19 protein-coding genes, 2 tRNA genes and 3 rRNA genes are annotated in these 23756 nt (G+C 43.4%); 16 read left to right on the top strand and 8 right to left on the bottom strand.

What is annotated here, in order from left to right:
* Positions 1 to 127: 127 nt before the first annotated feature.
* From P255_RS12985 to rrf, 7 genes are all read left to right on the top strand, one after another.
* On the top strand, positions 128 to 1180 hold the full coding sequence (locus P255_RS12985; RefSeq protein WP_004902916.1) for an alpha/beta hydrolase: 1053 nt from the start codon (positions 128 to 130) through the stop codon (positions 1178 to 1180).
* Between the two features lie 98 nt (positions 1181 to 1278).
* Positions 1279 to 1845, top strand: a complete 567-nt coding sequence (locus P255_RS12980; protein WP_004902914.1) for a peptidylprolyl isomerase A — start codon at positions 1279 to 1281, stop codon at positions 1843 to 1845.
* Between the two features lie 380 nt (positions 1846 to 2225).
* Positions 2226 to 3763 (top strand): 16S ribosomal RNA (locus tag P255_RS12975).
* Between the two features lie 60 nt (positions 3764 to 3823).
* Positions 3824 to 3900, top strand: a tRNA-Ile gene (locus tag P255_RS12970).
* Positions 3901 to 3933: 33 nt separating this feature from the next.
* Positions 3934 to 4009, top strand: a tRNA-Ala gene (locus tag P255_RS12965).
* A 363-nt stretch (positions 4010 to 4372) separates the two neighbouring features.
* Positions 4373 to 7264 (top strand): 23S ribosomal RNA (locus P255_RS12960).
* Positions 7265 to 7477: 213 nt separating this feature from the next.
* Positions 7478 to 7592, top strand: a 5S ribosomal RNA gene (gene rrf / locus P255_RS12955).
* Together the 16S, 23S and 5S rRNA genes with 2 tRNA genes alongside form the textbook arrangement of a ribosomal RNA operon.
* Positions 7593 to 7731: 139 nt before the next feature.
* Here the strand turns inward: rrf and P255_RS12950 are convergent.
* A complete protein-coding gene (locus tag P255_RS12950) occupies positions 7732 to 8625 on the bottom strand; it encodes a LysR substrate-binding domain-containing protein (protein ID WP_004902912.1) in 894 nt (297 codons plus the stop codon).
* 107 nt (positions 8626 to 8732) lie between these two features.
* On the opposite strand from P255_RS12950, the gene P255_RS12945 reads away from it, so the two are divergent.
* The 3 genes from P255_RS12945 to P255_RS12935 all read left to right on the top strand — a co-directional run bounded on the left by P255_RS12945 (position 8733) and on the right by P255_RS12935 (position 12118).
* Positions 8733 to 9677 (top strand): DMT family transporter, encoded by a 945-nt coding sequence (locus P255_RS12945; RefSeq protein WP_004902910.1) that lies wholly within the window; start codon positions 8733 to 8735, stop codon positions 9675 to 9677.
* 327 nt (positions 9678 to 10004) lie between these two features.
* The gene (gene argA / locus P255_RS12940) at positions 10005 to 11363 is read left to right on the top strand and encodes an amino-acid N-acetyltransferase (protein ID WP_004902908.1); all 1359 of its coding nucleotides are present in this window, start codon (positions 10005 to 10007) and stop codon (positions 11361 to 11363) included.
* A 128-nt stretch (positions 11364 to 11491) separates the two neighbouring features.
* Positions 11492 to 12118 carry a TetR/AcrR family transcriptional regulator gene (locus P255_RS12935; protein WP_004902907.1) on the top strand — a complete coding sequence of 209 codons (627 nt, stop codon included), beginning with the start codon at positions 11492 to 11494 and terminating at the stop codon, positions 12116 to 12118.
* A gap of 16 nt (positions 12119 to 12134) precedes the next feature.
* Here the strand turns inward: P255_RS12935 and P255_RS12930 are convergent, their stop codons facing one another.
* The gene (locus P255_RS12930) at positions 12135 to 12707 is read right to left on the bottom strand and encodes a 5'-methylthioadenosine/S-adenosylhomocysteine nucleosidase family protein (protein WP_131375913.1); all 573 of its coding nucleotides are present in this window, start codon (positions 12705 to 12707) and stop codon (positions 12135 to 12137) included.
* A 218-nt stretch (positions 12708 to 12925) separates the two neighbouring features.
* Here P255_RS12930 and ribF point away from each other — a divergent pair, with 218 nt between their 5' ends.
* The 4 genes from ribF to P255_RS12910 all read left to right on the top strand — a co-directional run bounded on the left by ribF (position 12926) and on the right by P255_RS12910 (position 17830).
* Complete coding sequence (gene ribF / locus P255_RS12925) at positions 12926 to 13927, top strand: bifunctional riboflavin kinase/FAD synthetase (RefSeq protein WP_004902903.1); 1002 nt, start codon at positions 12926 to 12928, stop codon at positions 13925 to 13927.
* Between the two features lie 67 nt (positions 13928 to 13994).
* A complete protein-coding gene (gene ileS / locus P255_RS12920) occupies positions 13995 to 16829 on the top strand; it encodes an isoleucine--tRNA ligase (protein WP_004902901.1) in 2835 nt (944 codons plus the stop codon).
* Complete coding sequence (gene lspA, locus P255_RS12915; protein ID WP_004902900.1) at positions 16822 to 17346, top strand: signal peptidase II; 525 nt, start codon at positions 16822 to 16824, stop codon at positions 17344 to 17346. The genes ileS and lspA overlap by 8 nt, the downstream gene beginning before the upstream one ends.
* 1 nt (position 17347) lies before the next feature.
* Positions 17348 to 17830 carry an FKBP-type peptidyl-prolyl cis-trans isomerase gene (locus P255_RS12910; protein WP_004902898.1) on the top strand — a complete coding sequence of 161 codons (483 nt, stop codon included), beginning with the start codon at positions 17348 to 17350 and terminating at the stop codon, positions 17828 to 17830.
* Positions 17831 to 17857: 27 nt separating this feature from the next.
* On the opposite strand, the gene P255_RS12905 is transcribed toward P255_RS12910, so the two are convergent.
* From P255_RS12905 to ubiG, 4 genes are all read right to left on the bottom strand, one after another.
* Positions 17858 to 18241 carry an RcnB family protein gene (locus tag P255_RS12905; RefSeq protein ID WP_004902896.1) on the bottom strand — a complete coding sequence of 128 codons (384 nt, stop codon included), beginning with the start codon at positions 18239 to 18241 and terminating at the stop codon, positions 17858 to 17860.
* 250 nt (positions 18242 to 18491) lie between these two features.
* A complete protein-coding gene (locus P255_RS12900) occupies positions 18492 to 19238 on the bottom strand; it encodes a YciK family oxidoreductase (protein WP_004902895.1) in 747 nt (248 codons plus the stop codon).
* A gap of 32 nt (positions 19239 to 19270) precedes the next feature.
* Positions 19271 to 19942 (bottom strand): HAD family hydrolase, encoded by a 672-nt coding sequence (locus tag P255_RS12895; protein WP_004902893.1) that lies wholly within the window; start codon positions 19940 to 19942, stop codon positions 19271 to 19273.
* A gap of 3 nt (positions 19943 to 19945) precedes the next feature.
* Positions 19946 to 20659 (bottom strand): bifunctional 2-polyprenyl-6-hydroxyphenol methylase/3-demethylubiquinol 3-O-methyltransferase UbiG, encoded by a 714-nt coding sequence (ubiG, locus tag P255_RS12890; protein WP_004902891.1) that lies wholly within the window; start codon positions 20657 to 20659, stop codon positions 19946 to 19948.
* Positions 20660 to 20842: 183 nt separating this feature from the next.
* On the opposite strand from ubiG, the gene P255_RS12885 reads away from it, so the two are divergent.
* Positions 20843 to 21460, top strand: coding sequence for a thiol:disulfide interchange protein DsbA/DsbL (locus tag P255_RS12885; protein WP_004902889.1), 618 nt, complete (start codon positions 20843 to 20845; stop codon positions 21458 to 21460).
* A gap of 53 nt (positions 21461 to 21513) precedes the next feature.
* Here P255_RS12885 and P255_RS12880 read toward each other — a convergent pair whose 3' ends face one another.
* Positions 21514 to 22110 carry a TetR family transcriptional regulator gene (locus P255_RS12880; protein WP_004902887.1) on the bottom strand — a complete coding sequence of 199 codons (597 nt, stop codon included), beginning with the start codon at positions 22108 to 22110 and terminating at the stop codon, positions 21514 to 21516.
* A 470-nt stretch (positions 22111 to 22580) separates the two neighbouring features.
* Here P255_RS12880 and rph point away from each other — a divergent pair, with 470 nt between their 5' ends.
* The gene (gene rph / locus P255_RS12875; protein ID WP_004902885.1) at positions 22581 to 23297 is read left to right on the top strand and encodes a ribonuclease PH; all 717 of its coding nucleotides are present in this window, start codon (positions 22581 to 22583) and stop codon (positions 23295 to 23297) included.
* Positions 23298 to 23337: 40 nt separating this feature from the next.
* Here rph and P255_RS12870 read toward each other — a convergent pair whose 3' ends face one another.
* Positions 23338 to 23715, bottom strand: coding sequence for a diacylglycerol kinase (locus P255_RS12870; protein WP_004902882.1), 378 nt, complete (start codon positions 23713 to 23715; stop codon positions 23338 to 23340).
* Between the last annotated feature and the right edge of the window lie 41 nt (positions 23716 to 23756).

Genomic DNA, 23756 nt, shown 5'->3' with positions numbered 1-23756 from the left:
TCGTGCCATAAACAACAGCACTTGATGAAAAAACAAAAGATATGGATTGTGGCACTCGCTGTGATCCATATCTTTTATGCTATAAAGATAATGATCTAAATAAAAAGAATTGGGTTGAGTGACTATTATGTTGCATCATCTTTGGGAAAAAAGAACAGCGTTGCTCGCTCGCAGCCTGAATTACACACCAAAACAATTACAACGCCGCTTGGTAGATTGGCTGAGCTATCCCTACAGTTACCCACAACTGGATCCTGTTTTACAATGCCTGATGGCATATCAATATCAACAAGGGTATCGGGGATTACTTAAACCTGATCTTATACAATCGCGTCAGAACTTTCAGCGCAGTATGGCAGAACTTATATATAAGCCGACTACATTACCCTTTGTACAAAACTTACAATTACAATTGCACTCAGGTTCACTCACAGCCCGACATTATCACCCAATGCCAAATAAGCCATGCCCTATGATTGTATTTTATCATGGAGGTGGCTTTATGCTGGGAGATCTGAACACGCATGATGAAGCCTGCCGCGTGGTTGGCAAACATAGCCATTGTCAAATCTTAAGTATTGATTACCCTTTAGTGCCTGACGTATCCGCGCAGCACCTGATAGCAGTATGTGAAGCTGCGTGGTGTTGGGTCTGGCAGAACCAACACCAATTTAATATTATGAAAAATGCGATTGCTATTGCAGGTGATAGTGCTGGGGGCAATATCAGCACTGTTATTTCTCAGCGGCTAGCTCGACAAAAAATAGCACCTGTCGCCCAGCTTCTGATTTACCCTGCAGTTGATTTTAAAAGTCGTTATCCTTCTTTCTTTAAATATAAAGAAGGTTTGCTCTTAACCGAATCTGATATTGACAGCGTTACTGAGCACTATGTACTCCAAAATCATTTGTCTTTAGATGATCCGCTGGTTTCTCCAATTTATGGTGAGTTCAAGCAGTTGGCACCTGCTTTTATTGTCACGGCAGGGCATGATGTTTTACATGATGAAGGGGAGCACTATGCACAGCTTTTGCATCATGCAGGTGTAAAAGTAAAATATAAAAATTATCAGCATCAAGCACACGGTTTTATAAACTTGACATCGGTTTCTGCTCAGGCTAAAAAAGACCTTGTAGATATAGGTCAAACATTTTATAAGTTTTTAAAAACTGTCATCTAAGTTTCACGTGGAACACCTATAAAAGAGATATAAAAGCAAAATAAACAGAACTCAATTAAACTCATGCAACTTTATATAATGAATTAAAGGTTGATGACATGAAGAAAATTACATTAGGTTTAGGATTACTTCTCACAGGGCAAATGGCGCTTGCAAATACATTTGTACAAATGAAAACCAATGCAGGCAATATTGAAATAGAGCTTTTTGACCAGCAAGCACCGATTACGACCCAAAACTTTAAAAACTACGTTAAATCGAACTTTTATTCAGGCACATTATTTCATCGAGTAATTCCAGGATTCATGATTCAAGGTGGTGGTCTTAATCTACGCATGGCTGAGAAGTCAGGAAAACCCCCAATCAAAAATGAATCTTACAATGGTTTGAAAAATCTCCGCGGTACTTTGGCAATGGCACGAACCAATGATCCAGACTCAGCAACAAGCCAGTTTTTTATTAATACTGCAAACAATAAAGCATTAGATCGAAGTGCTTTTGATGCGGGTTATGCAGTATTTGGAAAGGTGACAAAAGGTATGGATGTTGTTGACCGTATTTCTAAAGTGCCAACTACAAATTATGGTATGCACCAAAATGTACCTGTTAAGCCGATTATTATTCAAAGTGTGCAGATAGTGAGCAAAGCCGTGCAAAATAAATAAAAAATAAAACACATATATATCAACATCTTAATTTTATTTGCTGTGTAAAATAAATACACTCGATGCAGCATGCATGAAAATGCACTTGCGTGCTGCAAAAAATCACCTATAATGCACTCATCCCAACGCAATTGATGAAACAAATCTTCGCTCTAGGGTGAAGGATTTTGAAGTTGTGTTGTCTTTTTATTGACGAAATAAAAAGAAGATCATTAAGAGAATTGGAAGAACAACTTGTGTGGATTTTTATCAGTTGATCAGTCGAATATATATTTCATTGATTGAATTGGTAGAAATTTCTCGAAGTTTATTTGAGCGAATTTTTAGTCAGTAAGATTAATGAGCCAGATTTAGCACTTTTAGTAAAGTGCAATGATTTTAAACTGAAGAGTTTGATCATGGCTCAGATTGAACGCTGGCGGCAGGCTTAACACATGCAAGTCGAGCGGAGCGAAGGTGCTTGCACCTTAGCTTAGCGGCGGACGGGTGAGTAATGCTTAGGAATCTGCCTATTAGTGGGGGACAACGTTTCGAAAGGAACGCTAATACCGCATACGTCCTACGGGAGAAAGCAGGGGATCTTCGGACCTTGTGCTAATAGATGAGCCTAAGTCGGATTAGCTAGTTGGTGGGGTAAAGGCCTACCAAGGCGACGATCTGTAGCGGGTCTGAGAGGATGATCCGCCACACTGGGACTGAGACACGGCCCAGACTCCTACGGGAGGCAGCAGTGGGGAATATTGGACAATGGGCGAAAGCCTGATCCAGCCATGCCGCGTGTGTGAAGAAGGCCTTTTGGTTGTAAAGCACTTTAAGCGAGGAGGAGGCTTCTTTGGTTAATACCCAAAGTAAGTGGACGTTACTCGCAGAATAAGCACCGGCTAACTCTGTGCCAGCAGCCGCGGTAATACAGAGGGTGCAAGCGTTAATCGGATTTACTGGGCGTAAAGCGTGCGTAGGCGGCTAATTAAGTCAAATGTGAAATCCCCGAGCTTAACTTGGGAATTGCATTCGATACTGGTTAGCTAGAGTATGGGAGAGGATGGTAGAATTCCAGGTGTAGCGGTGAAATGCGTAGAGATCTGGAGGAATACCGATGGCGAAGGCAGCCATCTGGCCTAATACTGACGCTGAGGTACGAAAGCATGGGGAGCAAACAGGATTAGATACCCTGGTAGTCCATGCCGTAAACGATGTCTACTAGCCGTTGGGGTCTTTGAGACCTTAGTGGCGCAGCTAACGCGATAAGTAGACCGCCTGGGGAGTACGGTCGCAAGACTAAAACTCAAATGAATTGACGGGGGCCCGCACAAGCGGTGGAGCATGTGGTTTAATTCGATGCAACGCGAAGAACCTTACCTGGCCTTGACATACTAAGAACTTTCCAGAGATGGATTGGTGCCTTCGGGAACTTAGATACAGGTGCTGCATGGCTGTCGTCAGCTCGTGTCGTGAGATGTTGGGTTAAGTCCCGCAACGAGCGCAACCCTTTTCCTTATTTGCCAGCGAGTAATGTCGGGAACTTTAAGGATACTGCCAGTGACAAACTGGAGGAAGGCGGGGACGACGTCAAGTCATCATGGCCCTTACGGCCAGGGCTACACACGTGCTACAATGGTCGGTACAAAGGGTTGCTACCTAGCGATAGGATGCTAATCTCAAAAAGCCGATCGTAGTCCGGATTGGAGTCTGCAACTCGACTCCATGAAGTCGGAATCGCTAGTAATCGCGGATCAGAATGCCGCGGTGAATACGTTCCCGGGCCTTGTACACACCGCCCGTCACACCATGGGAGTTTGTTGCACCAGAAGTAGCTAGCCTAACAGCAATGAGGGCGGTTACCACGGTGTGGCCGATGACTGGGGTGAAGTCGTAACAAGGTAGCCGTAGGGGAACCTGCGGCTGGATCACCTCCTTAACGAAAAGACGGATTGATTGGTAAGAATCCACAACAAGTTGTTCTTCTGGTATATCGAATGGGTCTGTAGCTCAGTTGGTTAGAGCACACGCTTGATAAGCGTGGGGTCACAAGTTCAAGTCTTGTCAGACCCACCAAAGACAATTCGATATAAATTGATGATATAAGCTGGGGACTTAGCTTAGTTGGTAGAGCGCCTGCTTTGCACGCAGGAGGTCAGGAGTTCGACTCTCCTAGTCTCCACCACGAATTCTGAAGATTAGAGTTCGAGCTAAAGATTACAGAATTTAGTAAGAGAAAAACCTGAAGGTTTTATTTTATTAACTTCTGTGATTTAAGTATCACGGTATTAGTGTGATCCGACGAGGGCACATTAACTCATTAACAGATTGGTAAAATTGAGTCTGAAATAAATTGTTCAACTCATTCATTCGAAAGAATGAAATGAGAACTAGCAAATTAACTGAATCAAGCGTTTTGGTATATGAATTAGATTGAAGCTGTACAGTGTTTAGATACACAGTACTTCAAACTGTAAGAGATTGATGAGAAATCATTGATCATGTCTTATTACTACTTGTAGGTAATAACGACTGTTTGGGGTTGTATAGTCAAGTAATTAAGTGCATGTGGTGGATGCCTTGGCAGTCAGAGGCGATGAAAGACGTGATAGCCTGCGAAAAGCTTCGGGGAGGCGGCAAATATCCTGTGATCCGGAGATGTCTGAATGGGGGAACCCACTTACCATAAGGTAGGTATTGCAACATGAATACATAGTGTTGCAAGGCGAACGAGGGGAAGTGAAACATCTCAGTACCCTTAGGAAAAGAAATCAATTGAGATTCCCTCAGTAGCGGCGAGCGAACGGGGATCAGCCCATTAAGTTATATGTGTTTTAGCGGAATGCTCTGGGAAGTGCAACCGTAGAGGGTGATAGTCCCGTACACGAAAGGGCACATATAATGATGACGAGTAAGGCGAGGCACGTGAAACCTTGTCTGAATATGGGGGGACCATCCTCCAAGGCTAAATACTCCTGACTGACCGATAGTGAACCAGTACCGTGAGGGAAAGGCGAAAAGAACCCCTGTGAGGGGAGTGAAATAGATCCTGAAACCGCATGCATACAAGCAGTGGGAGCACCTTCGTGGTGTGACTGCGTACCTTTTGTATAATGGGTCAGCGACTTATATTCAGTGGCGAGGTTAACCGTATAGGGGAGCCGTAGAGAAATCGAGTCTTAATAGGGCGTTTTAGTCGCTGGGTATAGACCCGAAACCGGGTGATCTATCCATGAGCAGGTTGAAGGTTGGGTAACACTAACTGGAGGACCGAACCCACCGTCGTTGAAAAGCCGGGGGATGACTTGTGGATAGGGGTGAAAGGCTAATCAAACTCGGTGATAGCTGGTTCTCCCCGAAAGCTATTTAGGTAGCGCCTCGGACGAATACCATAGGGGGTAGAGCACTGTTTCGGCTAGGGGGTCATCCCGACTTACCAAACCGATGCAAACTCCGAATACCTATGAGTACTATCCGGGAGACAGACTGCGGGTGCTAACGTCCGTAGTCAAGAGGAAAACAATCCAGACCGCCAGCTAAGGCCCCAAAATCATAGTTAAGTGGGAAACGATGTGGGAAGGCATAGACAGCTAGGAGGTTGGCTTAGAAGCAGCCACCCTTTAAAGAAAGCGTAATAGCTCACTAGTCGAGTCGGCCTGCGCGGAAGATGTAACGGGGCTAAAACTATGTGCCGAAGCTGCGGATTTGACATTAGTCAAGTGGTAGGGGAGCGTTCTGTAAGCCGATGAAGGTGGATTGAGAAGTCTGCTGGAGGTATCAGAAGTGCGAATGCTGACGTGAGTAACGACAAAACGGGTGAAAAACCCGTTCGCTGAAAGACCAAGGGTTCCAGTCCAACGTTAATCGGGGCTGGGTGAGTCGACCCCTAAGGCGAGGCCGAAAGGCGTAGTCGATGGGAAATTGGTTAATATTCCAATACTTCTGTGTAATGCGATGAGAGGACGGAGAAGGTTAGGTCAGCCTGGCGTTGGTTGTCCAGGTGAAAGACAGTAGGCATGCATCTTAGGCAAATCCGGGGTGCTCTATGCTGAGAGTTGATAGCAAGCTGTACTTGTACAGTGAAGTGGCTGATACCATGCTTCCAAGAAAAGTCTCTAAGCTTCAGTTACACAGGAATCGTACCCTAAACCGACACAGGTGGTCAGGTCGAGTAGACCAAAGCGCTTGAGAGAACTCTGCTGAAGGAACTAGGCAAAATGGTACCGTAACTTCGGGAGAAGGTACGCTGCTGACGGTGATTCCCCTTGCGGGATGAGCTATTGGCAGCCACAGAAACCAGGCCGCTGCAACTGTTTATTAAAAACATAGCACTCTGCAAACACGAAAGTGGACGTATAGGGTGTGATGCCTGCCCGGTGCTGGAAGGTTAATTGATGGGGTTAGCGTAAGCGAAGCTCTTGATCGAAGCCCCAGTAAACGGCGGCCGTAACTATAACGGTCCTAAGGTAGCGAAATTCCTTGTCGGGTAAGTTCCGACCTGCACGAATGGCATAATGATGGCGGCGCTGTCTCCAGCAGAGGCTCAGTGAAATCGAATTCGCCGTGAAGATGCGGTGTACCCGCGGCTAGACGGAAAGACCCCGTGAACCTTTACTGCAGCTTGACATTGAACTTTGATCTTACTTGTGTAGGATAGGTGGGAGGCTTTGAAGTTGGGACGCCAGTTCCAATGGAGCCATCCTTGAAATACCACCCTGGTAATATTGAGGTTCTAACTCTGTCCCGTGATCCGGGACGAGGACCATGTCTGGTGGGTAGTTTGACTGGGGCGGTCTCCTCCTAAAGAGTAACGGAGGAGTACGAAGGTGCGCTCAGCGTGGTCGGAAATCACGCGTAGAGTATAAAGGCAAAAGCGCGCTTAACTGCGAGACCCACAAGTCGAGCAGGTACGAAAGTAGGTCTTAGTGATCCGGTGGTTCTGTATGGAAGGGCCATCGCTCAACGGATAAAAGGTACTCTGGGGATAACAGGCTGATACCGCCCAAGAGTTCATATCGACGGCGGTGTTTGGCACCTCGATGTCGGCTCATCTCATCCTGGGGCTGAAGCAGGTCCCAAGGGTATGGCTGTTCGCCATTTAAAGAGGTACGCGAGCTGGGTTTAGAACGTCGTGAGACAGTTCGGTCCCTATCTACCGTGGGCGCTGGAAATTTGAGAGGATCTGCTCCTAGTACGAGAGGACCAGAGTGGACGAACCTCTGGTGTACCGGTTGTGACGCCAGTCGCATCGCCGGGTAGCTATGTTCGGAAGGGATAACCGCTGAAAGCATCTAAGCGGGAAGCCTACCTCAAGATAAGATTTCCCTAGGAATTTATTCCTCTAAAGAGCCGTTCGAGACTAGGACGTTGATAGGTTGGGTGTGGAAGCATAGTGATATGTGAAGCTGACCAATACTAATTGCTCGTGAGGCTTGACTATACAACACCCAAGCAGTTGTATATAAAGCTTAAATCGATTCATAAAAGATCAGTTAAATCTGATCTGAAACAAAGAACTTGATTTAGTAAACGCTAGAACATAAAATTCGACTCAGTTAACCAATTTGTTAATAACTCATTTGGTACACAGTACGGTAGCAACAAGATCAACGTGATCTGAGCATAAAACCCGAAAATGTCCATAAACAGTTGTGCTGGCGACCATAGCAAGAGTGAACCACCTGATCCCTTCCCGAACTCAGAAGTGAAACCTCTTAGCGCTGATGGTAGTGTGGGGTTACCCATGTGAGAGTAAGTCATCGCCAGCTCATTATTCTAAGCACCCCCTGACTCAATAGAGCAGGGGGTGCTTTTTTATGCATACCTAAAATGGATTAGTTTAAAAGTTATTTAGATGTTCACCTAAAAAAATAAAGAAAGTTTGATAAATGATGATGGTGAATAGGTCTAAATTGATTTAATAAGCCAATCGTGAAAAATTTGGGCTGCTTCACTTAATTTACGATGCTTTTCATAAACTAAAAATTCTCCATTGCCTGTATTACACTTAAATTTTGTTACCTGTTGTAGTTTACCTGTATGTACCAGTTCATCTGCCATAAAGCTCCACGCTAGTCCTATCCCCATACCTTGTTGTACTGCATGAAAAGCCAGAGTAAGTTGATTGAAAGTTGGGCTTCCCAAAGCAATTTGGTAAGGCATATTAAAGTGTTGAAACCAGTCCTTCCAATCTAAGCAGTCCCATGCGCTGGCATTGATTTGCACTAAAGGAACGGCAGCTAAGTCCTGTAAGCTATGAATCTGAGAAATATCGATATCAGGATGAGCTACAGGGTAGATAACTTCGGGAATCAAGCATTGGCTGTGTAGTGATGACCAATGTCCTGCACCATATAAAATGCCGAGATCGTACTGGGTGAAACTGGATTCATCCATCGTATTAATTGCATCGACATGTACCGTGATATCTGGATACGCTTTATGAAATTCAACCAATTTGGGAAATAACCAAAATTGAGTAAGTGCGTGCGTTGCGAGAATAGTGACACAGTTTGGTTGATGAGTTTTCTGTAACTTAATGATTTTATGTTGTAATTTTTCAAAGATCTGTTCTGTGGTCTGATGTAATTCTTCCCCCGCAGGCGTCAGTACCACACCGCGTGGTTTGCGTTCAAATAGCTGAATTTTTAAGGAATCTTCAAGTTGCCGAATCTGCTTGCTGACCGCACTTTGTGTCAGGTACAGCTCGGTTGCTGCTTGAGTAAAGCTGCCATGCCTTCCTACTGATTCAAATGCAATCAGGGTTTCAAGTGGTGGTAATTTTTTGATATAGCGACTCATTTTAAACCCTCTGCTATTCCTTTGAGGAATGGGTAGATTCTAAATGATCTTTAGTCATTTTGTTGTGATCTGTTTATGCTGCTGTTTTATTTTTAGGAAAAATCAGTATGCGACAAGGCATTATTTTTGCGATTTTAGCCTGTGCTTTATGGGGTGGAACGATTGTTGCCCCATGGTTCATTCCTGAATTTAATCCGATACTGATTAGTAGCGTACGCTTTGTGCTGTATGGGCTGATTTCTTTAGTTTTGGCATTGCCTAGTTTAAAAAAACTGATAAAAAAACTTGGTAAAGCAGATATTTATAAGTTAATTCAGCTCTCGATTGCAGGTAATATTTTGTATTTTGCTTGTATTGGTACGGCAGTGCAGTTTGCTGGAATTACCATGACGTCATTGATTAATGGGTTAATGCCTGTGTCGATTGCTTTTTTAGGGCGAGGTGAGCAGTCGAGCTTGCCATTTTCACAGCTAAAACTGCCACTGTGTATGGTAGCGCTGGGCTTAATTCTGATTAACTTTATTCCTGATGTATTTTTAGGAGTGCATTCGAGTACTGCGCAGCGAATTTTTGGCATGGCTTGTGTTGTTGCAGCGGTTGGAAGTTGGTCATGGTTTGCAATTCATAATGCACGTTATTTAAAAGAGAGTGCATTCAATAGTCATGAATGGTCAAGTTTAATGGGAATTATGACAGGTTTAATCGCGTTACCTGCTGCGATTTTAACAGTTGTTGTTATGCCTAAAGCTTGGTTTCTACAGCAAACGACCCAGCAGTGGCTGACATTTGGTGCTGTGAGTTTATTTTTGGCCATTGCAGGTTCATGGGTCGCGAACGCTTTATGGAGTGCTTCAACCAGACGGTTGCCAATTAGTTTGGGGGGACAACTGATGGTTTTTGAGACATTGTTTGCGTGTAGTTATTCTTATATTTTTGCAGGGCGATTGCCAAGTTTATTAGAAACGATTGCAATCGGTTGTATTTTAGGTGGTGTATTTTGGGTGATCCGCTTATACATGCGTGTGCAAACATTGCAAAAAGCTCAGGTATAAAGCAAAAAAAGCCTCAACATCCTGTTGAGGCTTTTTTTGATTCTTCACCGAGGGTACAACTCCTTGTCGTACCATAAGGTTTCCATACCTAGATTTTTTATTCTTTTAATTAAGAAACGTCCTGTTTCTGTATGGTTTTATATTAATAAAAAATAGAGGAGCACTATAGCCGCTGACAGCGGTAACTCATGTAAGCAATCGCTGACAACGTTGTAATAATCAAATATTCGATTTAATCAACACATCAAAATGTAGCTGCTGCAAGCACTGTTTCTTCGCAGTTTTTTGTTTAGAATATTGGAGATATGCCATACCTTTGAGATCACCATGCAAAAAATACAAGATTCTACTGCGATTGTTCATCAAAATACGCAGGATTATTTGCATTGGTTTCGTCATTCCGCTCCGTATATTAATGCACATCGTAATAAAACCTTTGTGGTGATGTTTGATGGTGAAGCCATCCAGCATGAGAATTTTCAATATATTATTCATGATATTGCATTACTGCATTCGTTGGGTATTCGTCTGGTACTGGTATATGGCGCTCGTCCGCAAATTAATGCCCAACTACAAATTCAGCATTTGCAAACGCCATTTCATGATGTGCGTCGGATTACTACTCGTGAAGCGTTGCCTTGCGTGATGCAGGCGGTGGGGGCAGCGCGTATGCAAATCGAAGCGTTACTATCGATGGGATTAGCAAATTCTCCGATGTTTGGTGCGCGTATTGATGTGGTATCGGGAAATTTGGTGACTGCAAAACCATATGGCATTCGCGATGGTATCGACTTTCAACTTACAGGGGAGGTGCGTAGTGTCGATGTCGATGCGATGACCCGTCTGTTGGAACGACATAATATTGTTTTGTTAGGCCCAGTGGGCTATTCAACCACGGGTGAAGTATTCAACCTGTTGGCGGAAGAAGTAGCAACTAAAACTGCGATTGCGCTCAAAGCTGAAAAACTGATTTTCTTGGGTAATCAGAATGGGGTATTCAACTCGCAAGGGCAGTTGCAGCGTGAAATTGTACCGCATCAACTCGATCAATATATTACCCAATATCAGCAAGCTCAGAGTCAAATGGCGCTGTATTTACAAGGGGCAAAAGATGCGGCATTGAATGGGGTACAGCGGGTACATGTTTTGCCTTATGCGCATGATGGTGCATTAATTCAGGAGCTATTTACCCGTGATGGGATAGGGACAATGGTGACCGATGCGCATTATGAAGAAGTACGTATGGCCAATATTCAGGATGTTGGGGGGTTAATTAACTTACTGCGTCCACTCGAAGAACAGGGGATTTTAGTCTACCGTTCGCGTGAACGCTTGGAAACCGAGATTAATCAGTTTGCAGTGATTGAGCGTGATGGAACGATTTTGGCTTGTGCGGCTCTGTATCCGATTCCAACGACAGCAAATGAAATAGCGTCAGCAGAAATTGCTTGCGTGGCGGTACACCCAAGTTATCGTAAGTCAAATCGTGGTAGCCAGATTTTACATTTCCTTGAAGAAAAAGCCCGTACGTTAAACATTCATCAGCTGTTTGTTTTAACCACACGCACAGCCCATTGGTTTCTGGAACATGGCTTTAGCCATGCCACAGTCGATGATTTACCAAATGCTCGACAAGCACTATATAACTATCAGCGTAATTCCTTGGTATTTAAAAAGATAATCTGAAATTTCGATGCAGTTTTTAAATCCCATTTTATTTTTATGGAATAGCACTTTTCCTGACAAGATGAGTGCACAAATTCACAGAATTGCTCTACAATCAAAATCATTTCTCTGAAATTGTTGTGTTGGCAATGGAACTAAAGAAAAGTACGCAAAAACGTAATCAACTTTTAAGTGCTGCCTTAGATGTATTTTCTGTGTACGGTTTTAATGGGGCAAGTCTGGATGAAATTGCTCAGCTGGCACATATGCATAAGTCGAATATTTTCTATTATTATGAAAATAAAGAGGCGCTGTACGTTGAAGTGTTGATGTCTGTTCTTCAAAAATGGATTGAGCCACTGCAATTGTTTGAGTCGGGCTTGGCTCCAGAGGAAATTTTAACGCAATATATTACCCAGAAAATTGAGTTTTCAAGAACGAATCCAAAAGCATCGAAACTGTTTGCTTTGGAAATTATTCAGGGCGCGCCATATATTCAGACAGTACTGAAAGGTTCAATTAAAAAACACGTCAAGCGTAAACTCAAAGTGCTACAGCAATGGCAGGCCGAAGGTAAAATGGCGGCACACATAGATCCTGAGTTATTTGTTTTGAATTTATGGTCAATTACCCAAAGTTATGCCGATTTTGATGCACAATTTGCTGCTATTCTAGGTAAAACCTTACGTAATCGCAGCTTTCACCAGCGTGCAATTCAGCATACCGTAGCGATGTTATTACACGGTAGTCTGACTTCTCCTCCAGTGCAAGAATGATGCTGATGGATCAAATCTAAAAGTGCTTTTGATAGAGTTGTAAGAGTTTTTCTGCACCCACTTTTAGATTGTCTTGCCAGTCGATATGTGCAGTGTCATCTGCGCCATCGGTAATATATTTGACTGAAATCAGGCGCACACCTAACTTTTTACAGACTTTTGCCAGTGCATAACCTTCCATGTCGACCACCTGACACTGTACTTTAGGTAAGCCTGTTTCAAATGAATCGCCTGTGCCGCAGACTGCATGTGGAAGCTCAAGAAAATAACGATCGAGTTCAATTTCTGCTGGGTGATCATCATCCATTGGCGTGGTGCCGATCGGGAAGCCAAGCGGAGAAACATCCATATCGCGTTGAACAAATTGTTGAACTTCGACCAGTGCATGGCGCGGAAAGCTTGAGCTACCAGCTGTACCAAAGTTGATCAAGGTTTTACAACCTGTACGCTGAATTACGTCATAGGCTTTAAATGCTGCATTGATTTTACCAATACCACTATAGTGTACTGGAATACCATGCTGTTCAAAATAACCTTGTGATTCGCTAGGGAGAGCCATAATCAGGGCATGGTCGTGCAAAGTGTTCAATCGATCTTCTCTTCGGAGTTAAGGCTGCGTGTTTAGTATAACCAAATTGTGTTGATCTGTAAGAGATATGCTAAGTTTGTTTGTTCTAAATAAACATAATTTTTTATAGATAAATATATGTTTTTAATCATTAAAATTTGATAAAAACAACCACAAGACGAATTGATCAGAATATGGCACAATAGTTGGCTTTGAAATCATCAATTTTTAAAAGTGCCATGAAGCTACTTCGTTTGAATGTAATGACAGCCGATTTAGATTTGCCAAAGACTGCCGTCACCATTGGTAACTTTGACGGTGTGCACCTTGGGCATCAATCCATGATTGCTCAGCTCAAACAAGCAGCGCAAGCCGAGCAGTTGAAAACTGCCGTGATGATTTTTGAACCGCAACCTTTGGAGTTTTTTAAAGGTTATCAGGCCCCGCCGCGTATTACTTCATTGCGTGAAAAAGTCGAATATTTAAGTGAGCTTGGGGTTGATTATGTGGTGATTGCCAAATTTGACAATCACTTTCGTAGCTTGAGTGCCGAGCAATTTTCAGAGCTTTTAAAACAACAACTCAATGCCCAGCATTTGGTGTTGGGTGATGATTTTCATTTTGGCAAAAACCGTCAGGGCAATGCCGAGTTTTTACGCCAGTATGGGTTTAGCGTCACTAATCTACATACTGTAGAACTTGATGGCGAGCGTGTCAGCTCAACCCGTATTCGTGAAACCTTGCAAAAGGGGGATCTGGCACTGGCTGCACGCCTGCTCGGTCGTCCGTATAGCATTACGGGACGGGTACAATATGGTGACCAGATTGGGCGCACCATTGATTTCCCGACCATTAATGTGCGTTTAAACCGTCATCGTCCGTGTATCAACGGGATTTATGCGGTTGATGTGGTTTGTGAAACAACAGCACTCGATGCCAAAGTCCGCCAAGACTCACCTGATCAACTCGGTGTTAAAGGTTATCAACCGACGGCACTGTTTGGTGCTGGACATGTCGGCACGCGTCCTGCGATTCGTCAGGAACACCCGCAATGGCGTTTAGAAGTACATTTTCCTGAGGTTTCTGCTAATCTGTATGGTTTATTAATGCGAGTGACATTCTTACACTTTTTGCATGGTGAACGGAATTATCCTTCTTTAGAAGCACTCAAAGCCGGAATTCAGGATGATGTTGTACAATTACGTACGTTTCGTGAGCAACACAACGAATTTCCTTTTTAAATTTTAGTTTTAATCTTGATGGTACAACGTGTCGGCGTTAGCGCAGACAGAACTGGAAGCAACTTGCATGAGCGATAAGCAAACACCTGAAAATGCAGTGGATTATAAAGCCACATTGAATCTGCCAGGTACTGAATTTGCAATGAAAGCAAATTTGGCAGTACGTGAACAAAAATGGTTAGAAGAGTGGTACGCTGACAACATTTATCAGCAGATTCGTGCTTCGCGTATTGGCAAGAAAAAATATGTGCTTCACGATGGCCCTCCGTATGCCAATGGTCAGATTCACCTTGGGCATGTGGTCAACAAAGTTCTCAAAGATATTATTGTTAAAAGCCGCACTTTAGATGGTTTTGATGCACCGTATGTGCCAGGTTGGGACTGTCACGGTTTGCCAATCGAGCTTAAAGTCGAAGAAAAAGTCGGTAAAGTCGGTGAAAAAGTTGATGCTGCAACTTTCCGTAAACACTGCCGCGAATATGCCTTAGAGCAAATCGATATTCAGCGCAATGACTTCAAACGCTTGGGTATTTTGGGCGATTGGGACAATCCGTATTTGACCATGAACTTCAAGCAAGAAGCCGATATCGTGCGTGCTTTGGGTGCAATCCAGAAAAATGGTCACATTCAACCAGGTTTAAAACCAGTCAACTGGTGTCTGGACTGTGGTTCAGCATTGGCAGAAGCTGAAGTTGAATACGAAGACAAAAAATCTGATGCGATTGACGTTGGTTTTGCGGTGGTTGATCTTGCCGATTTGTCAGCGCGTTTAGGCGTTGAAGTTAAAGATCCAACTGATTTTGTCATCTGGACGACGACGCCTTGGACACTACCTGCCAACCAAGCAGTTGCATTGCATGCTGAAATTGAATACCAATTGGTTCAAGTACAAACGGATCGTGGCACACAAAACCTTGTCTTGGCAAAAAGCTTGGTTGAGTCTGCGTGCGAGCGTTACAAATTAGAAAATCCTGTAGTTTTGGCTGATTTTGTTGGTGCAAAACTGGAAAATCTACAGCTGCAACACCCACTGATCGCAGAGCGCCAAGTGCCTGTCATTTTGGGTGAACACGTGACTGCCGATAGCGGTACGGGCGCAGTGCATACTGCACCAGGGCATGGTGTGGACGACTATAAAGTGGGTTTGATCTACAACTTGAAAGTGGACAATCCTGTGGGTGGTAATGGTGTGTATTTACCAACTGCCCCGATTTTTGCAGGCGAGCACATTTATAAAGCCAATCCAAAAATTATTGCTGCATTGGGTGAAACTGGTCGTCTTTGGGCACATAACCCGATTAAGCACAGCTATCCACACTGCTGGCGTCATAAAACCCCGATCATTTTCCGTGCAACACCGCAATGGTTTATCAGCATGGATGCCAAAGGCCTACGTGACGGTGCATTGAATGCGATTGAAAAAGACATTCAATTTGTACCAAACTGGGGTCAAAACCGTATTCAATCGATGATTGAAGGTCGTCCAGACTGGTGTATCTCACGTCAACGTACATGGGGTGTGCCAATCCCGTTCTTTGTGCATAAAGACACCAATGAGTTGCATCCACGTACGCCTGAACTGATTGAAGATGTGGCGAAGCTGATTGAACAAGAAGGCATCGATGCATGGTTTAACCGTGGTGCTCAAGACTTCTTGGGTGATGAAGCAGAACAATATAATCCTGTACGTGACACTCTAGACGTCTGGTTTGACTCTGGTACAACGCACTATGCGGTACTTGAGCAACGTGATGAGTTGCAAAGCCCAGCGGACTTGTACCTAGAAGGTTCAGACCAACATCGTGGCTGGTTCCAGTCTTCATTGTTGACGTCTATGGCAATCCACAACCGTGCGCCGTATAAAGCGTTATTGACACATGGTTTCACGGTGGATGAGAAAGGTCGTAAATTGTCTAAATCTTTAGGCAACTACATTCCGCTTGAAGAAATCATCAAGCAGTTGGGTGCTGACGGTCTACGCTTATATGTAGCATCAAGCGATTACCGATATGAAATTGCAGCGTCTAAAGAAATCTTTAGCCGTGTCAGCGACAGCTATCGCCGTATTCGTAACACTTTACGTTTCTTGCTTGCGAACTTAAACGGTTTCAAACCAAGCACTGATTTGCTGCCTGTTGAAGAGTTGATTGCACTGGATCAATACATCTTGCAACGTGCCAATGAAGTTCAAAACGTCATTACCCAAGCTTATGACGAAATGAATTTCCACGTGGTGTGCAGTGCCTTGACCAACTTCTGTATCAATGACTTGGGTGGTTTCTACCTCGACATCATTAAAGACCGTCAGTACACCACCAATGCAAATTCACAAGCACGTCACTCAGCACAAACTGCGTTGTATCATCTGGTACAAGCTTTTGTGCGCTGGATGAGCCCAATCTTGAGCTTTACGGCACAAGAAGCGTGGCCACTGATTCCAGAGCAATCTGAACAGTATGTGTTTACCACTGAATGGTATGAAATTCCAACAGTGATGGCTAACCTGTTGTCAGAAGCGGATTGGCAAACATTAATTCAAGTCAAATCAGCAGTAAATAAACAGATTGAAGTGGCGCGTAACGCTAAACTCATCGGCAGTAATTTGTCGGCGAAAGTTGAACTTTGGGCGCAACCTGAACTTGCTGCGGTACTCAACAAACTGGGCGATGAACTCCGTTTTGTCTTGATTACTTCACAAGTAGCCGTTCATGCTTTTGCAGAACAGGGCGAAGCAACTGAGCTAGATGGATTACGTGTTCAGGTGTCTGCTGCTGAAGGTGAAAAATGTGCACGTTGCTGGCATGTCTTACCAGATGTCAACACACATGCAGCACATCCTGGTTTATGTTCTCGTTGTATTGTGAATGTTGCCGGTTCTGGCGAAGAGAGAAAGTATGCCTAATCCTCAAAACAAGGGTTTAGTATTTCATGCGTATAACATCCTGTGGTTGGGGCTGTCTGCCCTAGCCATCGGGCTGGATCAATGGACCAAACACATTGCCAGCACCGCTTTGATGTATGCGCAACCTGTTCCTGTGATGCCCTTTTTAAACTGGACATTGCTACATAACTATGGCGCAGCCTTTAGCTTCTTGTCTGATGCAGGTGGCTGGCAGCGTTATTTGTTTATGGGACTGGCTGGGCTCGTGTCTTTGATTTTTGTATTTTGGCTGATGCGTATGCCGAAATACATGAAGGTTTTACCTGCAGCAATTGCCTTAATTTTAGGTGGTGCGCTAGGTAATTTGATTGATCGGGTAACTTTGGGTTACGTTGTTGATTTTATTCATGTGTATTATCAAAATCACAACTTCCCAGCGTTTAATGTTGCCGATAGTGCGATTACCTTGGGAACGATTTTGTTGCTCATCGACACGTTCTTTTTGGAAAAGCAGCGTAAAGCGGATGTAAAAAACTAAGATGGTTGAAATTATTAATCCCAATGAAGAAACCCGCGTCAGCGATGGTTCAAAAGTTGATTTGCATTTTTCAGTTGCGATTGAAAATGGTGTGGAAATTGACAATACCCGTAACCGAGAAGAGCCAGTCAGTCTGGTGATTGGTGATGGTAACTTGTTACCTGGTTTTGAAAAGGCACTCTTTGGTTTGCGTGCAGGCGATCGCCGTACCGTGCATTTACCCCCTGAAGATGCGTTTGGTCCTTGGAACCCTGAAAATATTCAGCGTTTCGATACGGTCAAATTTGAGCAGCGTCCAGTGGTTGGGCACATGATTGAATTTGAAGACAAAGCCAAATCAAGCTTGTTTGGTGTGGTGAAATCGGTGAATGATGATATTACTGAAATCGATTTTAACCATCCTTTGGCTGGCAAGAATATTACCTTTGAAGTCGAGATTTTCAAGGTGACGCCAGCAGGGCAGCAAGGCATTAAAATCATGTAAGAAAAAAAGCTCCTTCGGGAGCTTTTTTTAATGTACCTGAATAATGGTATTGTCATCATCAATCAGCAAGTAGTCATTATTGACTTTATACCACTGCTGCCCATGCTTAGGGCGAGGCAGCTGATAATAATTATAATCGACTTTGTAACGGTCACTACGGTAGTGCTGTGGCATGGTATAGCCCGTTTGCCACTTGAGTTGTTTTAAGCGTTCAAAACCACGCTCTTCACGTTGGCGACGACGTTCTTGTAAATCTTGCAATGAAACAGCATCACGGTACTCATTTGTAGAATCAAAAAAGCCGCCGCCACCACGACCTGGATTTCCACCATGCGGCGGACCTGCAAAAGCAACGGGGATACTTAGCCAAACAGTCAAGCATAGCGCCATCGCTGTTAAACTTTGTTTCATTTTGCTTCCTCGAATGTATTACGTATGCCTAACTGGCTTGACTACTGTATAAAAAAAATGCAGAGAAACTGTGAAGATCATGACATGATTTTTTTAAAAACATTGGAATATTGGCTATATTCAAGATTCTTATGCAAATTTTATTGTCATTATAATCTAAAAATCAGCATCTTAATTTAAAGATGCTGATGTCTGAGGTAAAGATATAAGAGGCGAAACGTCAAAATAATGATTTGATCGTTCGATAGCATCAGTCTTGAGCGTTAATACTCTGACCATTCATGCCGATACTATCTTCCCCCATGAGGTATAAATAAGCAGGCATTAAACTTTCTGGTGTTGGTAAGCTGAGCGGGTCTTCTTGTGGGAAAGCTTTGGCACGCATCGCGGTACGAGTTGCCCCAGGATTAATGCAGTTGTAACGAATGTTAGCGAAGCTATTTTCACTGGCAAAAATCTTGTTCATGGCTTCAACCGCAACTTTTGAAATCGAATAAGCGCCCCACATGGCACGTGCTTCACGCCCCACACCTGAGGAGGCAAATACTACAGAAGCACTTTGAGATTTTTGTAAGAGAGGTAACAGCGTTTGCGTCAAGATAAACGGTGCGCGCAAATTGACCGCCATGACTTCATCCCATACATCGACTGGATAATCTGCCAGAGCCACACGGTCGCCTAAAATGCCAGCATTATGCAAAATGCCATCGAGACGACCAAACTGGTGTTCCAGAGTATCGACCAAGTGTTCATATTCACGGCTAGATGCAGTGGAGAGCTGTAAGGGGAGAATCGCGGGTTGTGGTGCACCTAAGCTTTCAATTTCATCATAAATCACTTCAAGTTTATTCAGCGTGCGTCCATGTAGCACCACTGTTGCACCATGCAAGGCATAACTGATGGCTGCTGCACGCCCAATACCTTCACCCGCACCTGTAATTAAAATAATTTTGTCTTTTAATAAGTCAGTTCGAGGTTGATATTCTGAATATTTCATTATGAAACCTCCATTTGTCATTGATTTGTTTATTAAATTTTTAGATGTTGCTGCAACACTTGCTGAAGCTGAGGCACATTTTCAATAATGCAGTCGGCTTGCCATGCCTGTAAATTATCGCGCTGCTGTACAGGTAGATAACCATAAGCGGCAAGAATTGTATACATTTCTGCATTACGACCTGCCTCGATATCACGCGGATGATCACCTACATAAATAATCTGCTGCGGGTTGATCTCAAGCTGTTTGGCAGCTAAAAACATCGGTTCAGGATGTGGTTTGGCGTGTGTCACATCATCAGGGCAGACCAAAACCGAGCAACGCTGTTGCAGATCTAAGGCTTCTAATAAAGACTCGCTCAAATTGCGCGGCTTGTTGGTGACAATGCCCCAAGGAATCTGGTGTTGTTCCAGCATTTCAAGCAATGGATACATGCCTTCAAACAGATCGGTATCCACCACGATCTGTTTGCCGTAACGCTCCAGAAAGTCTTGGCGATGTGCCAAGAAGGTTGCATCATCAACAGCCAACTCTGGATAGACCAGTTTCACCATGGCGCGTGCGCCTTCAGATACCTGACTGCGAATGCTATCGGCATCCACGACTGGGCGTTGCTGTTCACGACACATGCTTTGAATGATGCGGATAAAGTCGGCTGCTGTATCGATCAGCGTACCATCTAAATCAAATAAGACTGCTTTCATTGCTTAGACCAGATTTTGTGTATACACCATATAGTTCACATCAACATTGGGTGCGAGCCAATAATGTTTGGTGAGTGGATTGTAATGTAAGCCCGTCATTTGTTTCAGTTTCAAACCTGCTGCTTCAATGTCAGTGGCTAATTCAGATGGGCGAATAAATTTATGATAGTCATGCGTACCTTTTGGCAGCATCCGCAACAGGTATTCAGCGCCAATAATGGCAAACAGATACGATTTTGGGTTGCGGTTAATGGTCGAGAAAAATACATGACCGTTTGGCTTCACCAGCTTTTGGCAAGCTTGAATAATCGAAGCTGGGTCGGGCACATGCTCCAGCATTTCCATACAAGTCACTACATCGTATTGACCTGCCTGCTCTTCGGCAAGCTGTTCGACAGGAATTTGACGATATTGGATATTGGCAACCTGTTCTTGTTCGGCATGTAAGCGTGCTACTGCCAGTGGTGCTTCGCCCATGTCAATACCAAGTACTTCTGCTGCCCCACGACGTGCCATGCTTTCCGCCAAAATACCGCCACCGCAACCGACATCTAAAACTTTTTTGCCACGTAAGCCACCAGACAATTCATCAATCCAGTTTAAGCGTAACGGGTTGATCTGATGCAACGGCTTGAATTCGGAATGCTGGTCCCACCATTTGGCCGCGAGAGCTTCGAATTTTGCAATTTCTTGTGGATCAACATTCAGCTGTGACATGACCTTCACCTCAGTACAGTGCTTCATTTTTAAAAGATTTGTTTTCGTTGCTAGTGTAGCGCGTCTTGGGAAAAAAGCGATAAAAGCTGTAAAAAAGTTGACAGAAACAAAACGTTTTTTGCATAGATGTTTTATAGTTAACAGCTAAGCTAGTCAAAATCTTATATAAGGAAACATCAATCAATGAAAAAATTCATTATCAATGGCTTAGCTGCAACAGTTATGGCATTTTCAGCCAACGCTATGGCGGCGGATTTTGTTGCGGGTAAAGATTATACGGTTTTGCAAAATCCTGGTAAGGTTGATGTTCCAGGGAAAATCGAAGTTCGTGAATTTTTTTGGTATGGTTGTCCACACTGCTTTAAATTAGAACCATATATGCAGTCATGGTTGAAAAAATTACCTAAAGATGTGAATTTTGTCCGTTCTCCTGCAGCCATGAACCCAGTTTGGGAGTCAGGTGCGCGTACCTATTATGCTTCTGAACAACTCGGAGTACGTAAACGTACCCATTTGGCATTGTTTGATGCCATTCATTTGAAAAACCAGCAAATTTTTGATCAGGCTTCAGCAGCCCAATTTTTCACCAAATATGGTGTGCCAGCAGCAAAATTCAACGAAGCCTATAGTTCTTTTGCAGTCACTGCCAAAGTTGCACAGTCCAATCAGCTTGCTGCTCAGTATCAGCTAACAGGTGTTCCTGCGGTTGTGGTAAACGGTAAATATCTGGTTAGAGGTGAAGATGGTAAAGTGCCTCAAGTGGTAAGCTACTTGATTAACAAAGAACGCCATAGCAAATAACTCATTAGCTGTTTTGGTTTCAAGCGTATGGTGACATACGCTTTTTTATTGGCTTAAGGAAAGTGAATATACTGAAGTTGTTGTATAAAACACTGCAATAACTGATCTTTTTGCTGGGTTTCATGGCTATGCAGCCATTTGATGATCCAGGCAAAATGCAGTTCAATGCAGAGCTCTGCGAATGCTAGAGGTTGCTGTTGATCCAGCCATTGTCCTGCATATTTTTTATTGAGAAGTTGTGCCAGATCATCAATTAAAAATATCACTTCCTGACGGATTTTTTCTTTAAGAAAGCTTCCACCTCCCCAACGTTCCACAATAAAAAAATGCCAATGTGCAGCTTTTTGCTGAACCTGACCACAGAACAACGATAAATGTGTTTCGAGTATTTCACTATTTTTATGTTGGATATGCTCCAAGAACTGCGTCAGGTGGCTTTTGATAATTAAAGAGGTTTGATCCACCAGTTCAATTGCCAATTGCTCCTTGTTCGGAAAATAACGATAAAAAGCACTGGGCACCATGCCGACGGCTTGTGCCAGTTGTCGTAAACTAATGCTGTTAAAACACTGACCTGCATAGTTCAGCTTTAATACCTGATCCAGAATTGCTTGCTGACTCTGCAATTTACGCTCTGCACGTACTGACATAGCAAGTCCATCCTTAAAATTTTTTTCTATATATTGTGCAATAAGTATAGCGGTTCTTGAGTGAAGAAAATGTGAGTTGTTACTATTTTTTCGAAAATATTAAATATAAATCATATGGTTATATAGTTAATGTAATGGTTTGAATTTGAATGAAATCGACTTGGGTAAAAAATATAGGTCGTGTCTACACAAGTAGGTTCATCAGTTTCACTATACAAATAATGATCATGTGTGGGCAATATTGTTCATGTTTTAATGAGAGATTGATGGTTCTGCTCGGTTGGTATAGAAAACAATATTTACATCATTAAAAAAGAGTATTCTTTTGCATAAATAATAATTAAATTCAAAATCTTGTATTTTCATCAGTCGATGAACCTGACGTATCAAACTGATCATTTTCTAAAATTTTGTAAGGATTCTGCTATACTTGCCCGTGAATTTTTTGGCTGAACACTGAAGGAAAAATTATGCGTATTGACCAACGGGCATTAAACCAATTGCGTGATGTGAAAATTACACGTAACTACACGCGCTATGCTGAAGGCTCGGTTCTCGTTGAGTTTGGTCATACCAAAGTCCTTTGTACCGCAAGTATCGATAACAGTGTACCGCGCTTTTTAAAAGGTCAAGGTCAAGGTTGGGTGACAGCAGAATACGGCATGTTACCACGTTCAACCCATACACGTTCTGACCGTGAAGCGGCACGTGGTAAGCAAACAGGTCGTACTCAGGAAATTCAGCGTCTGATCGGACGTAGCCTGCGTGCCATGATTGACCTGAAAAAACTCGGTGAAAATACCATTACCATCGATTGTGATGTGCTTCAGGCTGATGGTGGCACACGTACTGCAGCAATTACAGGTGCTGCAGTTGCACTGGTCGATGCCATGAACGTTTTGCTTGAGCAAAAGAAAATTAAGCATGATCCACTCAAAGGTTTGGTCGCTGCAATTTCTGTGGGGATGTACCAAGATGAAGTGCTGCTTGATCTTTGCTATGAAGAAGATTCAAACTGCCAAACAGACCTCAATGTAGTGATGACACAGGCTGGTGAGTTTATTGAAATTCAGGGTACAGCAGAAGATAAACCATTTACCCGTACCCAATGTAATGCCATGTTAGAACTGGCTGAGCAAGGTATTCAAGAGCTGATTAAAAAACAGCAACAAGCTTTAGGCTGGTAAGTCAATCGCTCAAAAAAAAGACTCCGCATGGAGTCTTTTTTTATTTGAAAAGCAGAATACTTGCCCATGCAATTGCAATCATACTCAGCGTCACAAATTGTGCAGCGCTGCCCATATCCTTGGCATTTTTCGCCAAAGGGTGGCGCTCTAGTGAAATGCGATCGACCACGGCTTCAATTGCAGAATTGAATAATTCCACAATTAATGCCAGTAAACCGACTAAAATCAAAATCAGATGTTCTAATTTTGACAAACTGAGCCATAAATTGATCGGGAGTAAGACAATATTCAGTAAGACAATCTGGCGAAAGGCAGCTTCGTAGCGAAAGGCGGATTTAAATCCAGCAATTGAGTAACTCGTCGCATTCAGAATACGTTTGATTCCTGTTTTGCCTTTCAGCGGTGAGTATGGGTCCATGATAGTCTACAGATAAAGAAACTAGGGGTATGGTAATCAAC

This window comes from Acinetobacter brisouii CIP 110357 (assembly GCF_000488275.1).
Classification (GTDB): Bacteria; Pseudomonadota; Gammaproteobacteria; order Pseudomonadales; family Moraxellaceae; genus Acinetobacter; species Acinetobacter brisouii.
Note: the sequence above shows the minus strand (reverse complement) of the source record. Positions and strands in the feature narration are given on the sequence as shown.

Coding starts and splice junctions, on each gene's coding strand:
- ribF (WP_004902903.1), top strand. CDS start 12,926: ATGAAGCTACTTCGTTTGAATGTAATGACAGCCGATTTAGATTTGCCA.
- P255_RS12945 (WP_004902910.1), top strand. CDS start 8,733: ATGCGACAAGGCATTATTTTTGCGATTTTAGCCTGTGCTTTATGGGGT.
- P255_RS12980 (WP_004902914.1), top strand. CDS start 1,279: ATGAAGAAAATTACATTAGGTTTAGGATTACTTCTCACAGGGCAAATG.
- P255_RS12870 (WP_004902882.1), bottom strand. CDS start 23,715: ATGGACCCATACTCACCGCTGAAAGGCAAAACAGGAATCAAACGTATT.
- ileS (WP_004902901.1), top strand. CDS start 13,995: ATGAGCGATAAGCAAACACCTGAAAATGCAGTGGATTATAAAGCCACA.
- ubiG (WP_004902891.1), bottom strand. CDS start 20,659: ATGTCACAGCTGAATGTTGATCCACAAGAAATTGCAAAATTCGAAGCT.
- rph (WP_004902885.1), top strand. CDS start 22,581: ATGCGTATTGACCAACGGGCATTAAACCAATTGCGTGATGTGAAAATT.
- P255_RS12910 (WP_004902898.1), top strand. CDS start 17,348: ATGGTTGAAATTATTAATCCCAATGAAGAAACCCGCGTCAGCGATGGT.
- P255_RS12885 (WP_004902889.1), top strand. CDS start 20,843: ATGAAAAAATTCATTATCAATGGCTTAGCTGCAACAGTTATGGCATTT.
- P255_RS12895 (WP_004902893.1), bottom strand. CDS start 19,942: ATGAAAGCAGTCTTATTTGATTTAGATGGTACGCTGATCGATACAGCA.
- P255_RS12950 (WP_004902912.1), bottom strand. CDS start 8,625: ATGAGTCGCTATATCAAAAAATTACCACCACTTGAAACCCTGATTGCA.
- P255_RS12985 (WP_004902916.1), top strand. CDS start 128: ATGTTGCATCATCTTTGGGAAAAAAGAACAGCGTTGCTCGCTCGCAGC.
- P255_RS12905 (WP_004902896.1), bottom strand. CDS start 18,241: ATGAAACAAAGTTTAACAGCGATGGCGCTATGCTTGACTGTTTGGCTA.
- P255_RS12900 (WP_004902895.1), bottom strand. CDS start 19,238: ATGAAATATTCAGAATATCAACCTCGAACTGACTTATTAAAAGACAAA.
- lspA (WP_004902900.1), top strand. CDS start 16,822: ATGCCTAATCCTCAAAACAAGGGTTTAGTATTTCATGCGTATAACATC.
- argA (WP_004902908.1), top strand. CDS start 10,005: ATGCAAAAAATACAAGATTCTACTGCGATTGTTCATCAAAATACGCAG.
- P255_RS12880 (WP_004902887.1), bottom strand. CDS start 22,110: ATGTCAGTACGTGCAGAGCGTAAATTGCAGAGTCAGCAAGCAATTCTG.
- P255_RS12935 (WP_004902907.1), top strand. CDS start 11,492: ATGGAACTAAAGAAAAGTACGCAAAAACGTAATCAACTTTTAAGTGCT.